Genomic DNA, 13,907 nt, shown 5'->3' on the forward strand with positions numbered 1-13,907 from the left:
TTCGCCGTCGCGGTATTCCACTTTACCGCACATCTCGCCGCATCGTGTTTCTTTCAAACGCATTGCGGCCGAAGGCCGATTACTACGCTCATTTCATATTGGAAGAGACCCTCATTCCTCGTCCGATAAATCACTTTGGTACAATGGAATCATAAAACAGTTGAGAGCATTGTCGGAACCACAACCACATGACAAATCATTGAATTATTTCAAAACAGCCTTTTACTCTTAACGTTTTAATCTGACGATAAAAGATGCGCCGCTGTTTCTGTTTGGATCAACAGATAAAGCCCCCTCATATGCCTGGGCAATATCACGAACAACGGCCAGACCAATGCCATGACCCGGCATCGATTGATCGGCTCTCACCCCCCGTTCGATGATCCTGCCTATTTCCTCATGCTTAATCCCGGGGCCGTCGTCTGCTACTTTAAGCACGACATCGTCATGTTCGTATTGAGCGCAAATGGCAACCGCCTGCCGGCACCATTTGAAAGCATTATCAATCAGGTTCCCGAGTAACTCCATCAGGTCCCCTTCATCCATTCTCAAGCAAAGCTCAGGCGCAATTTCAATGGCAATCTGTGGATCTTTCTCGTAGTGGGCGCGATTGACTGTATTCACAATTTTTTCAACGACGGGGCGTAACGCAATCAGCCGCGTGCCAGGCGAGCTGCCAGCAGTGGCGGCTCGGCGCAACTGATATTGAATGATGTTATCCATCCGGTCAATCTGCTCATCGAGCACGGTTTTGATTGTTGGTGAAAGATTTTCTGTTCTGATTGCACCTCGCAGGATAGCCAAGGGGGTTTTAAGGCTGTGCGCCAGATCGGCCAGTGCATTGCGGTAACGTTGCTGATGCTCCCGTTCGTGATGGATCAGCGAATTGATATTGTCGGTAAGGCGTTTTAACTCGACTGGATAGACCCCCTGCACGCTTTCTTGCAAGCCGGCTTCGACCGCATTCAGTTCAGTTGAAACCTGCCGCACCGGCCGCAGCCCCCAGCCCAATACCAGCATCTGCATAATCAGTAATAATAATCCCATCACACTCAGCCAGCCCCATAAGTCTCTGCGATAGCTGTCTATTTGCGCTTCTAGCGAGGTGCTATCCATGATCACATGAAACGTAAACGGATAGTCACCTCCATCTGTTTCCCAGGCCACAGCAAAACTATAGATAAAATGAGGTTCATCATTAAGCAGGATCTGCTCGAACTTTCTCTCTCCCTCTAATAGAATAGCGCGTGATGGTAGCGGGATGCTCAAGGTAGAAAACGATTTCCAGACGGGTGTGTTTGTTCGATCTGTAACGAATGCATAAACACCCGAATTGAGTTGCTTGAATTCAGTCAGGGCGGGGAGTTCTTCAGGCATGGATAAATTGCCATCGTCATCGACTTCAACCTCTCCCATCAGTAAAAAAAGCTTGCCGAGCATGCGATCTTGCAGCGCCGTCTGAGCGCTATCGTAAAAGGCGCGATCCAAAGTCAGGGCAGTTCCAACAATAAAGATCAGCAGCACGAATGATGCGCTGAGCAGGATACGCTGATTGAGTGATTTCATGATGAGGGAGCTTTAATGACAAAGCGATAGCCACGTCCCCGTAGCGTTTCTATTGGATTGAGTTTCCCGTCAGGGTCAAGTTTGCGGCGCAGACGTCCAATCATGACCTCCAAGACGTTACTCTCATGATTATTGTCGTGAGGATAAAGATAATCGGTAAGTGTCTGTTTGGAAATTACCTCACCTTGATGACGCAATAATTGCTCTAACAAGCGATATTCAAATGCTGTCAGATCGACGATATCATCGTTTAACTTGACCGTTTGTCCGGCCATATCCAGCATGATGGGTCCAGATTTCAATACCGTACTTGGAACAGCGGTTGCACGGCGCAAGAGCGCCTTAAGTCTGGCTTGTAATTCTTCCATCTGGAATGGCTTGGCGAGATAATCATCCGCACCGGTTTCCAAGCCTTTAACCTTGTCTTGCCAGCTATTACGCGCTGTGAGAATGAGTATGGGTAGTAAACTTCCTCGCTTTCGTAAAGCAGCGATCACTTCCAGGCCAGACAAACCAGGCAAACCAATATCAACGATCACCGCATCCAATGGATATTCACTGGCAATATACAAACCTTCCTCACCATTATCACAAGCATCGACCATGTATCCATCTATTTCCAGTTGCTGACGAATTTGCTTTTGCAGCTTGATTTCATCTTCAATAATCAAGATACGCATAGTGTCATTGAGTCATTTTGATAAATAAATTTTGCACCAAACGTCATGCGGTAGAAATTTACAAGGCTGACATTACCTGCTTCATTTAATGAGTAGCAATCACTGCACCACTATTCGCGTCTATTGTCACAATACGCACAGTCCCCTTACTACTTAGTATCTTGACACGATAACTGTTGGCCGTATGCTGGACAGATAGAAGGCGTCCTGGAATGTGTTGGCGGGCGATTGTGACTGCTTGTTGCTGGGAAATTTCTGCGTGTTGATTGCTCGTTTGGGAATGAAGGAATGTTTCCTGTGCGGCAGTGACTTCAGAAATGAAACCCGCGATAAAAACAGTAATCAGCAAGCAATGTCGATATGTCATCATTCTCTAAAAGCTATAAGCCGCCCAATGGCAGAACGAGGATCGTTCTGCCATTGGGTATGATTCTTAATAGCCTAACATAAAACGGGCATCTCCCGTGCTAATGCCCAGGAAAAAGTTACCTGGCGCTGCACCATAATAGCCGCTGCCATAAGCCGGCGGATAATAAGGTTGGTTGTAATAGATATTTCGCGTGTTGTAATGATTATGCTGTACATGACGATGTTTGTGATGCTGCGGTCTGCCGTATCCATAGCCACCATACCCCGGCCCAGGGCTGTAATAATGATGGTCATGGTGATCGTGATGGTCATGATGATGGTGGTGGTGATGGCCTCTTCCAGCTTCAACTACCATAGGAACCGCTAGCGCGACGCTCAACAACATTCCTGTTAATAATTTTACTGACGTGATCATTTCAGTTCTCGTTTTCATGGTACCCCTCCTTGGTTGTTTTTTTTGATCAGAATTTCTTCCATTGGCGACTACTTTATACTGAAGAAAATAAACACAAGCTGAATAAGCCGAAAAGAATAAAAAAATAGGACTGCATACATTCTGCAGAAAGATGAAGCGATTCCCACTTGCTCTTTGGTGCTCATGCTTGTAATCTCTTAATCAATAGGCGTGAAATTGTCATCTGAACAGGATGAAAAACAAGCGGGAATTGGCTGCATTGGCAGCGTTATCCAATAATCAGATCAAGCGGGAGGAAAATTGAGTAACCATCGCTTTATTGTGCGCAAAGCTGCAGTACTGGGAGCAGGAGTCATGGGCGCGCAGATTGCTGCACATTTGGTAAATGCTAATATCGAAACACTGTTGTTTGAACTCCCCGCTGAATCGGGTGATCCGAGTACGCCCGCCACGAAAGCAATCGAGAAACTAAAAAAACTTGAGCCCGCTCCGCTCTCTGTAACTTCCAAAGCCGCTTGCATTCAACCCGCCAATTATGACCAGCATCTCGGCATGCTCACGGACTGTGATCTTGTCATCGAGGCGATTGCCGAACGCATGGACTGGAAAACCGATCTGTATACTAAAGTTGCACCGCATCTTGGCCAGCATACCATTTTTGCCAGCAACACCTCCGGGCTATCGATCAATCAATTGGCGCAAGCATTCCCTGAGGAATTACGTCATCACTTTTGTGGCATCCATTTTTTCAATCCGCCGCGTTATATGCATTTGGTCGAGATGATTCCTTGCAAGGAGAGCGATGCCAGAATACTCGATGATCTGGAAGCATTTTTGGTCACTTATCTCGGCAAGGGCGTCATTCGCACGAAAGATACGCCCAACTTTATCGCTAATCGGGTAGGTATATTTTCCATGCTGGCGACCATCCATCATGCAAGAGCATTTGGTTTAGGCTTTGATCTGGTTGATAAGCTGACTGGCTCACTCATTGGCCGCCCTAAGAGCGCTACTTTTCGGACTGCGGATGTGGTAGGCCTGGATATTCTAGCGCACGTCATCAATACCATGCAGAGCACACTGACCAATGATCCATGGCATGCTTATTACACGCCCCCCGCCTGGCTCCAAGCCTTGATCGATCAAGGCGCACTCGGACAGAAAGCTGGAAAAGGAATCTACCAAAAAGTGGGCCGAGAAATTCATGTGCTCGATCTCACTACGAATGCCTATCGGCTTTCTGTAGATACCTTGGATGACGATGTTACATCGCTACTCAAGCTGAAAAATCCAGTTGAAAAGTTCTCAGCCCTGCGCGCCAGCGCGCATCCACAAGCACAATTTTTGTGGGCGATCCACCGCGATCTGTTTCATTACTGCGCGGTCCATTTAACTGCGATTGCAGAGAATGCACGTGATCTCGATCTCGCTATCCGCTGGGGGTTTGGCTGGAATCAGGGACCCTTTGAAATCTGGCAAACCGTCGGATGGAATCAGGTCACTGGCTGGATCAATGAAGATATTGCTGCTGGCAAAAGCATGAGTAACATCCCCTTACCTGCCTGGGTACAGGAAGCAGGACAAAATGGCGTGCAAGGTGTGCATACAGCCCAAGGCTCCTACGCACCGGTAGCGCATGCAATGCAACCCCGATCAACATTGCCGGTGTATCGCAAACAATCGTTTCCTGATCGTTTGTTTGGCGAAGAGACCGTTTACGGTGAAAGTATCCTCGAAACCGATGCAGTACGGATGTGGCACACTGGCGATGAGATTGCCATTGTCAGCTTCAAAAGTAAGATGCACACGATCGATATCGAAGTACTCAATGGGCTGCAACGGGCAATCGAGGAAGCAGAGCATCACTGGCGTGCCCTCGTCATTTGGCAAACCGAGCCTCCTTTCTCGGCAGGCGCCAATCTGCAAAAAGCCACAGAGAAACCTAAGACAGAGAAGCCCAAAAGTGAAGAGCCGCCTTCTGCTTTCGATCAGTTCATGAAGAAAATCAAGAGAACGGCACAATCAACTATTTTACAAGCCGCGCGCAGCCTGGATCTGGCGGATGCCCTGATGGCCAGCAAACTCGCAGAAGTAGAAACGCTGATCACACGCTTCCAGCAGCTATCGCAACATCTCCGATACTCCATGATTCCAACCGTCGCTGCAGTAGATGGGCTCGCTCTGGGAGGAGGCTGTGAATTTGCAATGCATTGCGATCGCGCTGTGGCTACCCTGGAAAGTTATATCGGCCTGGTTGAGGCAGGAGTGGGATTATTACCCGCTGGCGGTGGCTGTAAGGAGCTGGCGTTAAGAGCAGGACGGAATGCGATTGATGGCGATCCTTTTCCGCAATTGAAGCATTATTTCCAGACCGTCGCGATGGCGCAACTCGCTAAAAGTGCTGAGCAAGCAAAAGAACTGGGCTATTTACGCCCGGCTGATCCGATCATCATGAACCGTTTTGAGCTTCTCCATGCAGCAAAGATGCAAGCACTTGCCTTGGCAGAATCAGGTTATCGCCCCCCTTTGATGCCACGCGGAATTCCAGTAGCTGGATCAACAGGGATTGCAACGATCAAAGGAACGCTTGTCAATATGCTGGAGGGACACTTTATTTCCGAGCATGATTATCTGATTGGCAGCAAAATTGCTCACGTCATGTGTGGAGGCGATTTGACGCCAGGCAGCCTGGTCGATGAAGAATGGTTTCTAAGGTTGGAAAGAACTGCGTTTATTGAATTGCTGGCAACAGAGAAAACACAGGCACGCATCGCGCATACCCTGAAAACAGGTAAACCACTCAGAAACTAGTCATACTGACCCTATACGATATTTAAAGATTGATGGAGAAACCCATGGCCAAGCAAACTCAAGAAGCTTACATAGTTGCTGCCTTACGCACACCTGTCGGTAAGGCCCCGCGCGGAATGTTTAAAAATGTTCGCCCCGATGATATGCTTGTTCACGTTCTGCAAGCAGTCATGAAACAATGCGAGGGACTTGATCCCGCAGCGATTGATGATGTGATCGCCGGTTGCGCCATGCCGGAGGCAGAACAAGGAATCAATGTAGCACGCGTGGCATTGTTACTGGCTGGATTGCCCAATAGCGTGTCAGGTATGACCATCAACCGGTTCTGCGCATCTGGGTTGCAGGCAGTTGCATTGGCTGCGGACCGTATCCGCCTGGGTGAAGCGGACGTGATCATTGCCGCCGGCACCGAAAGCATGAGCATGATACCGATGATGGGTAACAAGGTCGCTATGAACCCAGTTATGTTCACACATGATGAAAATGTGGCCATCGCCTATGGAATGGGGATGACTGCCGAAAAAGTGGCTCAGCAATGGAAGATCAATCGTGAACAGCAGGATGAGTTTGCGATGACGAGCCACATACGGGCTCTGAAAGCCATCGAAACAGGTGAATTCAAGCAGGAAATTGCTCCCTACCCTATTGAAGAAAAAAGACCGGATTTAACTTCACACGAAGTCATGACTGTGAAATCTGTGAAGGACACGGATGAAGGACCCCGCGCCGATACCAGCCTGGAAGTACTTGCAAAATTAAGATCGGTCTTTGCAGCAGATGGCTCGGTCACAGCAGGAAACAGCTCACAAATGTCGGATGGTGCAGGCGCGGTAGTAGTCATGAGCGCAGCCGCACTGCAGCGCTTCAATCTCACGCCAATCGGACGGTTTATCGGATATACGGTTGCTGGCGTCCCGCCAGAGATAATGGGCATTGGTCCAATCAAGGCGATTCCCAAGGCACTGAAGCAGGTTGGTTTGAAACTGGATGATCTTGACTGGATTGAGCTGAATGAAGCATTTGCTGCGCAGAGTCTCGCTGTTATCAATGAATTAGGCCTGGATCGCGCTAAAGTGAATCCACTGGGAGGGGCAATCGCACTCGGCCATCCACTTGGCGCAACCGGCGCAATTCGCGTAGCGACATTGCTGCACGGATTACGTCGGCACCATCAGAAATATGGCATGGTCACAATGTGCGTGGGCAGCGGAATGGGAGCAGCCGGCGTATTTGAAGCATTATAGACTGGGCTGTTATTTTTCTTTAAGTAGAAAACCGAAGAAATTGAATTTCTCTCTAACAAGACTTGTTCAGTTTTTGTAATTTTACTTCTTTTTGTATAAATTCGACTCGATGAAGGCACCCTCCTACAGCTTCCGCGACGCGTCGAAATTCAATCGTAGGAATGTCCTGGGGAATGATAAATACTTGACTAACCCCTGATCTGAAATAAACCAGAACTCTCATGATGTTCCTCCCGGTAGCTCGTTTTTGTTCAATCCAATTTCTTTTCCTGTTCTGGCAAAGAATGGGGGGATAGTCACTCACCTCGAACGAGCTCGATACCCTCTCTGCCGACCAACTTTACATGTTCATAATATGCCTCATCAATGGTGGCAATTTTTTTGTCTTATAAAAAACAGTGAGATTCGATGAGGTAGCTCAAACAGCTAACTACCTGATTCCATCAAGATAAATTGCCAAATACCAGCGATAGGCTATATTAAAACAGGAAGTGATTAAATACGTGCAAGCACGTAAAGATTCATTCTTATATTACATGCTTTATAATACTTAATTCATGGTAACATGAATTAAGTCAAATACCGTCTTGAATGCAGGTGCTGAAGGATTGAAGCTTGCATGAGATGGTTATTCTGATTTAACCCGAATATTTCATAAATTCACGTGATGATCACGCAGGATTTTGATTAATAGGGAAGTTTTGAGAAAGAGGGGTGTAGTGACTCATACACCCGACTGAGCAAAATCTTTCTTATTAATCAAAAGACAAGTGAGGGCACGTGTCAATTTATGAAATATTCGGGTTAATAACGCCATCAATCAAATAAATGTACCAGCTTACGCATGACTGCCCTCTATGGCTTTGGAGGCCAAGTCTCTGGTATTTAATCTATCAGCAACAAAAAACTCCCAATTTTAGGGTAACGATATAAATTTAAGTTTCTAATAATCCACATTTTTACCCCTACTTTATGGCTCAATATGTTTTGATCATGAATCGTGTAAGCAAGGTTATTCCACCTAAGCGCGCGATTCTTAAAGATATTTCACTCAGTTTCTTTCCCGGTGCAAAAATAGGGCTGCTTGGTCTGAATGGCTCAGGCAAATCCACGTTATTAAAAATCATGGCCGGTGTAGACAAGGATTTTGAAGGTGAAGTCACGCCAATGCCCAATCTTAAGATTGGGCATTTGCCTCAGGAACCCCAACTTAACCCGGAACAGACTGTACGCGAATCCGTGCAGGAAGGATTGGGTGATATATTCAGTGCCCAGCAAAAGCTGGAAGAAATCTACGCGGCTTACGCTGAGCCAGATGCGGATTTTGATGCGCTTGCCACAGAACAGACCCGCCTTGAAGCCATCATTGCAACCAGCGGTGGCGATACTGCCCAACAAATGGAAGTAGCCGCTAATGCTTTGCGTCTTCCTGAATGGGAGACTATCATTAAGAATCTTTCAGGCGGTGAAAAGCGTCGTGTCGCGCTGTGCAGGCTGCTGTTGTCGAAACCGGACATGTTATTGCTCGATGAACCCACCAACCATCTAGATGCCGAGTCCGTAGAGTGGCTGGAGCAATTCCTGGTACGTTTTCCTGGGACGGTGGTGGCTGTCACGCATGATCGCTACTTCCTCGATAATGCCGCCGAATGGATTTTAGAACTTGACCGTGGTCACGGCATTCCCTGGAAAGGGAATTATTCAAGCTGGCTGGATCAGAAGCAAGTTCGTCTGAAACAGGAAGAATCCTCCGAGTCTGCCCGGCAGAAAGCACTTAAAAAGGAACTGGAGTGGGTACGACAAAACCCCAAGGGGCGGCAAGCTAAATCCAAAGCTCGGATTGCTCGTTTTGAAGAGCTCAATTCGCAGGAATATCAGAAACGTAACGAAACACAGGAAATCTATATCCCAGTGGCCGATAGGCTGGGTAACGAGGTCTTTGAATTTACCAATGTTTCCAAAGCCTTTGGCGATCGATTACTGATTGACAATTTGAGCTTCAAAATACCGCCCGGTGCTATTGTCGGTATCATCGGGCCCAATGGCGCAGGTAAATCAACGTTGTTTCGCATGATCATGGGTCGAGAACAACCTGATACAGGTGAAATCAAAATTGGGGAAACGGTTAAAATCGCCTATGTCGACCAAGCGCGCGATATCCTTGATAGTGACAAAACCGTTTTCGAAGCAGTATCCGATGGGAACGATATCCTCACCGTTGGAAAATATGAAACGCCATCACGTGCTTACATTGGCCGTTTTAACTTTAAGGGCCCAGACCAGCAGAAAATGGTGGGACAGCTTTCCGGAGGGGAGCGTGGGCGTTTGCACTTAGCTAAAACGCTGATTTCCGGCGGTAACGTCCTGCTGCTCGACGAACCCTCCAATGACCTCGATGTAGAAACGCTGCGAGCATTGGAAGATGCGCTGCTGGAATTTGCAGGTTGCGTGCTGGTTATCTCGCACGATCGCTGGTTTCTGGATAGGATTGCAACGCATATCCTGGCGTTTGAAGGCAATTCACAAGTTACTTTCTATGCCGGTAATTATCAGGAATATGAGGCCGACAAACGCCAGCGTTTGGGTGAAGAAGGCGCCAAGCCAAAACGGATCCGCTATAAACCAATCGCACGTTAATTAGCAGGTTACGGCGATCAAAAATATGTCCAGTGCACTCAAAATCTGGACATTGCTCACCGGAACCGTACGCTATGAAAAAATCATTTCAACGCGTAACCGTGGCCATGGACAGTGGATTGAAGCACCCATACTGGCTTATCTGATTGAAACACCCAATGGTCGCATCCTGTATGACGTGGGGTGCGACTACCGCAAACTGGCGGATCCCACCTTGCGCACACGTTATTTTGATTTCATGCATCCTACTATCGAAGCACCCAGGATGCAGGCAGACCAGCGTATTCCACACTACCTTGAACGATTAGGGTTAACGCCTTCCGACATTGATTTAGTATTTATTGGCCATCTGCATTTCGATCACGCAGGCGGTCTGTATGATTTACCCGGGTGTGAAGTTCATGTGCACCAGGATGAGCTGGCAACAGCCCGGAGTGGATTGGATGGCGGGGTATTTGCCGATGAACTGGCCAACTCGAACCAATGGCGCTTGCAGGCCGGTGAATATGAGCTGGCTCCCGGTATCCAGGCCATCACCACTCCCGGACATACCGCAGGGCATATGTCACTGTTCATTCGCTTGCCCAAAGGCCGCCCCGTCATTCTCTGCGGCGATGCAGCCGATCTTAATGAGAACTTATCTGATGAGATTGCACCTGGCTGCTGTTGGCAGGATAACGTGGAGCAAGCGCTCTCCAGTATTCGCAAGCTGAAATCACTTGCTCTCGCCGAGAATGCGCAGCTATGGCCCAATCACGATATGACTTTCTTCAGAACCTTGCCTGAATTTCCGTTATGGCGCGATTGATACGGAATTAGCCCGAATATTTCATAAATTCGCGTGATGATCACGCAGGATTTTGATTAGTAGGGAAGTTTTGAGAAAGAGTGGTGTAGTGACTCATACACCCGACTGAGCAAAATCTTTCTTATTAATCAAAAGGCAAGTGAGGGCACGCGCCAATTTATGAAATATTCGGGTTAGTGCACTATCATCATACTTTTATCCGCTACCCGTTTTTACCACCTCAACTAGCGACGACTTGATCCCATCATTACGGAGCATCTTGTCAGCCGCACTGGAAATCCCTGCCCAGCAGTTTATGATGATATAACCTACTATCCTATCGGCATAAATCTGTTTGATAAAGCGTCGGATAAAAATCCTAGTCTTTATCCAGCATATGACAAGGTGGATGAGCGCTTTCTGTTGTACGGGTTAACTTTTTAGTCTTACCGAGCATGGGAACGCCGATATACGCGCGCAGAGCCAAGGTATTTGCATCTGTCAAACGTAAGTTGGCGCTGTAATACTTTTTCTCATCAGCTTTGTAAAGCGTCCCTCCTACCCATTCGGTGGGATCACCTTTTTTGGATCGCATATTCCATAGCACTTTTGTTCCGCATAAAGCTGGATTTTCTGCATCTTCTTCAGGACTGAGCCAGGCAATATGACCGCACAAACCCTCGTCTCCACAGTGCTCGATCTGCACAGCAACATCCTGTTTTTTAGTTAACCACAAGCCCGTCACCTCATCATTACTCTCAGCATGAGCTGCTGCTGGGAATATCAGGATGGCGAGTAATGAAGTAATAATTGAATATGTCATGATTCACTGTCTATAAAATTTATTTTTACAATGCTCAATATATCAAAAAATACAAAGCAGAGATCATGGACTTTTAGCCAATCGTCCAGTAACAGTTTTTTCCAATCCTTTCAGGAAGGCTTACCCTTGATAAACGGTGAGATTTTTTACTGTTCAGGTAGAAGCTTTCTTACTAGAATGAAGTCTCTTATGCCTTATCCCAGTCACAGTTAATTTACATTATTCAAGAGGAAGCCGCTATGTACCCCTCCCCTCCCGCAAGTCCTGATCCTTTTTTGCGTCGGCTGATGATGTTCACAGGGGCCGTTGCGGCTTTGATACTGCTATGGTGGTCATTGCCTCTCATTGAATCACTTTTCACGCCTCACGAGGGTGGCGTACGTACGGTGACGGCGCGTGGTGACTTGGCTGCAGATGAGCGCACGACCATCGAGCTTTTCGAGAAATCCCGCGACTCGGTGGTATTTATCTCAACGGCCACGCTAGTCCGTGATATTTGGACGCGCAACGTATTTTCCGTTCCCAGAGGCACAGGCTCAGGCTTTGTTTGGGATGATGCAGGCCACGTCGTGACTAATTTCCATGTGATTGAGGATGCCAGTGAAGCAATGGTCAAACTGGCTGATGGGCGTGACTACAAAGCCGCTCTGGTGGGCGTAAGTCCGGCACATGATATAGCAGTATTGAAAATTGGCGTTGGCTTCAAGCGCCCACCCCCTGTTCCAATAGGCATCAGTCATGACCTGAAAGTTGGGCAGAAAGTCTTCGCCATCGGCAACCCCTTTGGACTCGACTGGACGTTGACCACCGGCATCGTCTCTGCGCTGGATCGTGCGCTCACTAGCGAAAGTGGCAGATCTACCATCGAGCATTTGATTCAGACCGATGCAGCAATCAACCCTGGTAATTCTGGTGGCCCCCTGCTGGATTCAGCAGGGCGCCTGATTGGCATCAACACCGCCATCTACAGTCCAAGCGGCACATCCGCGGGTATCGGCTTCGCTGTGCCGGTCGATACTGTCATGCGCGTAGTACCGCAACTCATCGACAAAGGTCGATACATCCGCCCCTCGCTGGGTATTGAAGTTGATGAGCGGCTCAATGAGCGAATCACGGCTATGCTTGGCATCGAAGGTGTGGTCGTGCTACGGATATCCCCTGGTTCAGCAGCCGATAGAGCGGGTTTAAAAGCAGCCATCTTGACCCGTGACGGCCGCATTATTCCGAATGATGTGATCGTGGCTGTTCAGGGTAAAAGCATCAATTCCGTCTCCAAGCTATTTGCGCGTATCGATGACTTCAAGGTTGGCGATACAGTACGACTATCAGTCATGCGCGATGGGCAAACGCAGGAAATCGAAGTGGTTCTGCAGCCTGGTGTATGAATTTTGCATTAACCAGCAGACGATTTGCTGAAACAAATTGCAATCCAGGTTAAAGTTTTTGCCTATCGTAAAAAACCTTCTGTTTTTTTGGGTGATGTTAATGCCAAATACCGCCAAGATACCAGCGTGACGATGAATGCGCCGGCGAGCAGACAGCATGGGAGATAAACTAGGCCAGCTACTGAATATTGGAGGTAGCACGAAGTAATCGTAAACGCCGGATGCGTTCCTCAGTGGCAGGGTGTGTTCTGAGCCAAGAAGATTGAGGATTGCTCCAGCCAGGAAACAGCCACGCTTGCCAAGAACGGCTCACTCGCTCGATCTTGGCAAGCGCCAATGCCAGCGCTTCAGGATCACCAGTGAGTTGGCTAGCCTTGAGATCAGCGTCAAATTCCCGCACGCGCGAAAGCCCCAGTTGTAGCAGCAAAGCCAAATGAGGTGAGAAAAATAGCAGAAGGAGAACCATCCAGTTAATTGTCACATAGCCGAAAAATACGAAAGGTAGCATGAAGAACAACAGGATCTGGCCAGCCAATGCAAGTACACGTATGAGTCGGCTTATATAAGCTGCCAAACTCATGACAAAAAGGTCACCGTTCGCGACGTGCGCAGTCTCATGAGCCAGCACAGCAGCAAGCTCACGTATCGACAGGTAACGCAATAAACCGTCGGTAAGTGCAATGGCAGCATGTCGCCGGTGACCAACGGTGAATGCATTGACCAGGGGACTCGCCACATAGTACAACGTTGGCACACTGGTTAATTCGGCCCGTGCCGCGAGGAACGCTATGATGCGCCACAGCTCAGGCGCTTCATGCTGTGTAATAGGGCGAGCACGGTAGAGTATCAGGGTCAGTCGCGAGGCCACAGCGGGCCCTATCAGCAGGATGGTCACGCTGACCAGAATGATTAACCACAGGCCCTCTTCGCCGAATAATAACCAACCCGTGAGGATCAAAATACCCAGCAGCAAACAAATCAACAGCAGGGTTTGCAGACGGTTAATCCATGCATGATATGCACGAGTACTCAACATGAGCTATTCCCAAAGCAATCATGCATACCATTCATTCCTTTCATGAAATCGATCAACCATATGGATAATGTCGAGATAACCTTATCACTATTCATAAATTCGATGTCAGATTGTTTTGCAGTAATTTAGGCATTGTAAGAAAACTCACTTCAGA

Annotated in this window: 12 protein-coding genes; 6 read left to right on the forward strand and 6 right to left on the reverse strand. The window is 48.0% G+C overall.

The window, feature by feature from the left end; all coding sequences use genetic code 11:
* Positions 1-228 precede the first annotated feature (228 nt).
* The 4 genes from BLW34_RS09780 to BLW34_RS09795 form a co-directional block, all read right to left on the reverse strand.
* The gene (locus tag BLW34_RS09780; protein ID WP_090578869.1) at positions 229-1,566 is read right to left on the reverse strand and encodes an ATP-binding protein; all 1,338 of its coding nucleotides are present in this window, start codon (positions 1,564-1,566) and stop codon (positions 229-231) included.
* The gene (locus BLW34_RS09785) at positions 1,563-2,246 is read right to left on the reverse strand and encodes a response regulator transcription factor (RefSeq protein WP_090578871.1); all 684 of its coding nucleotides are present in this window, start codon (positions 2,244-2,246) and stop codon (positions 1,563-1,565) included. Before BLW34_RS09785 ends, BLW34_RS09780 begins: the two co-directional genes overlap by 4 nt.
* 85 nt (positions 2,247-2,331) lie before the next feature.
* A complete protein-coding gene (locus BLW34_RS09790) occupies positions 2,332-2,616 on the reverse strand; it encodes a PepSY domain-containing protein (protein WP_090541891.1) in 285 nt (94 codons plus the stop codon).
* Between the two features lie 63 nt (positions 2,617-2,679).
* Positions 2,680-3,048 (reverse strand): hypothetical protein, encoded by a 369-nt coding sequence (locus tag BLW34_RS09795; RefSeq protein ID WP_090578874.1) that lies wholly within the window; start codon positions 3,046-3,048, stop codon positions 2,680-2,682.
* A 282-nt stretch (positions 3,049-3,330) separates the two neighbouring features.
* Here BLW34_RS09795 and BLW34_RS09800 point away from each other — a divergent pair, with 282 nt between their 5' ends.
* From BLW34_RS09800 to BLW34_RS09815, 4 genes are all read left to right on the forward strand, one after another.
* On the forward strand, positions 3,331-5,841 hold the full coding sequence (locus BLW34_RS09800) for a 3-hydroxyacyl-CoA dehydrogenase/enoyl-CoA hydratase family protein (RefSeq protein ID WP_090578877.1): 2,511 nt from the start codon (positions 3,331-3,333) through the stop codon (positions 5,839-5,841).
* A gap of 44 nt (positions 5,842-5,885) precedes the next feature.
* A complete protein-coding gene (locus BLW34_RS09805) occupies positions 5,886-7,085 on the forward strand; it encodes an acetyl-CoA C-acyltransferase (protein ID WP_090578881.1) in 1,200 nt (399 codons plus the stop codon).
* Positions 7,086-8,057: 972 nt separating this feature from the next.
* On the forward strand, positions 8,058-9,722 hold the full coding sequence (ettA, locus tag BLW34_RS09810; protein ID WP_090541885.1) for an energy-dependent translational throttle protein EttA: 1,665 nt from the start codon (positions 8,058-8,060) through the stop codon (positions 9,720-9,722).
* Between the two features lie 25 nt (positions 9,723-9,747).
* Positions 9,748-10,530: an N-acyl homoserine lactonase family protein gene (locus tag BLW34_RS09815; RefSeq protein WP_090578885.1), complete on the forward strand. Its 783-nt coding sequence runs from the start codon at positions 9,748-9,750 to the stop codon at positions 10,528-10,530.
* Positions 10,531-10,888: 358 nt separating this feature from the next.
* On the opposite strand, the gene BLW34_RS09820 is transcribed toward BLW34_RS09815, so the two are convergent.
* Complete coding sequence (locus BLW34_RS09820) at positions 10,889-11,332, reverse strand: DUF2147 domain-containing protein (RefSeq protein WP_090578889.1); 444 nt, start codon at positions 11,330-11,332, stop codon at positions 10,889-10,891.
* A gap of 239 nt (positions 11,333-11,571) precedes the next feature.
* Here BLW34_RS09820 and BLW34_RS09825 point away from each other — a divergent pair, with 239 nt between their 5' ends.
* Positions 11,572-12,717, forward strand: a complete 1,146-nt coding sequence (locus tag BLW34_RS09825; protein WP_090578892.1) for a S1C family serine protease — start codon at positions 11,572-11,574, stop codon at positions 12,715-12,717.
* Positions 12,718-12,741: 24 nt separating this feature from the next.
* Complete coding sequence (locus BLW34_RS16130) at positions 12,742-12,885, forward strand: hypothetical protein (protein WP_177166008.1); 144 nt, start codon at positions 12,742-12,744, stop codon at positions 12,883-12,885.
* Between the two features lie 10 nt (positions 12,886-12,895).
* Here BLW34_RS16130 and BLW34_RS09830 read toward each other — a convergent pair whose 3' ends face one another.
* Positions 12,896-13,753: a zinc metalloprotease HtpX gene (locus BLW34_RS09830; RefSeq protein ID WP_090578895.1), complete on the reverse strand. Its 858-nt coding sequence runs from the start codon at positions 13,751-13,753 to the stop codon at positions 12,896-12,898.
* Positions 13,754-13,907 lie beyond the last annotated feature (154 nt).

The sequence above is a fragment of the Nitrosomonas sp. Nm58 genome (assembly GCF_900107335.1).
Taxonomy (GTDB): domain Bacteria; phylum Pseudomonadota; class Gammaproteobacteria; order Burkholderiales; family Nitrosomonadaceae; genus Nitrosomonas.

Coding starts and splice junctions, on each gene's coding strand:
- BLW34_RS09780 (WP_090578869.1), bottom strand. CDS start 1,566: ATGAAATCACTCAATCAGCGTATCCTGCTCAGCGCATCATTCGTGCTG.
- BLW34_RS09785 (WP_090578871.1), bottom strand. CDS start 2,246: ATGCGTATCTTGATTATTGAAGATGAAATCAAGCTGCAAAAGCAAATT.
- BLW34_RS09790 (WP_090541891.1), bottom strand. CDS start 2,616: ATGATGACATATCGACATTGCTTGCTGATTACTGTTTTTATCGCGGGT.
- BLW34_RS09795 (WP_090578874.1), bottom strand. CDS start 3,048: ATGAAAACGAGAACTGAAATGATCACGTCAGTAAAATTATTAACAGGA.
- BLW34_RS09805 (WP_090578881.1), top strand. CDS start 5,886: ATGGCCAAGCAAACTCAAGAAGCTTACATAGTTGCTGCCTTACGCACA.
- ettA (WP_090541885.1), top strand. CDS start 8,058: ATGGCTCAATATGTTTTGATCATGAATCGTGTAAGCAAGGTTATTCCA.
- BLW34_RS09815 (WP_090578885.1), top strand. CDS start 9,748: ATGTCCAGTGCACTCAAAATCTGGACATTGCTCACCGGAACCGTACGC.
- BLW34_RS09820 (WP_090578889.1), bottom strand. CDS start 11,332: ATGACATATTCAATTATTACTTCATTACTCGCCATCCTGATATTCCCA.
- BLW34_RS09825 (WP_090578892.1), top strand. CDS start 11,572: ATGTACCCCTCCCCTCCCGCAAGTCCTGATCCTTTTTTGCGTCGGCTG.
- BLW34_RS09830 (WP_090578895.1), bottom strand. CDS start 13,753: ATGTTGAGTACTCGTGCATATCATGCATGGATTAACCGTCTGCAAACC.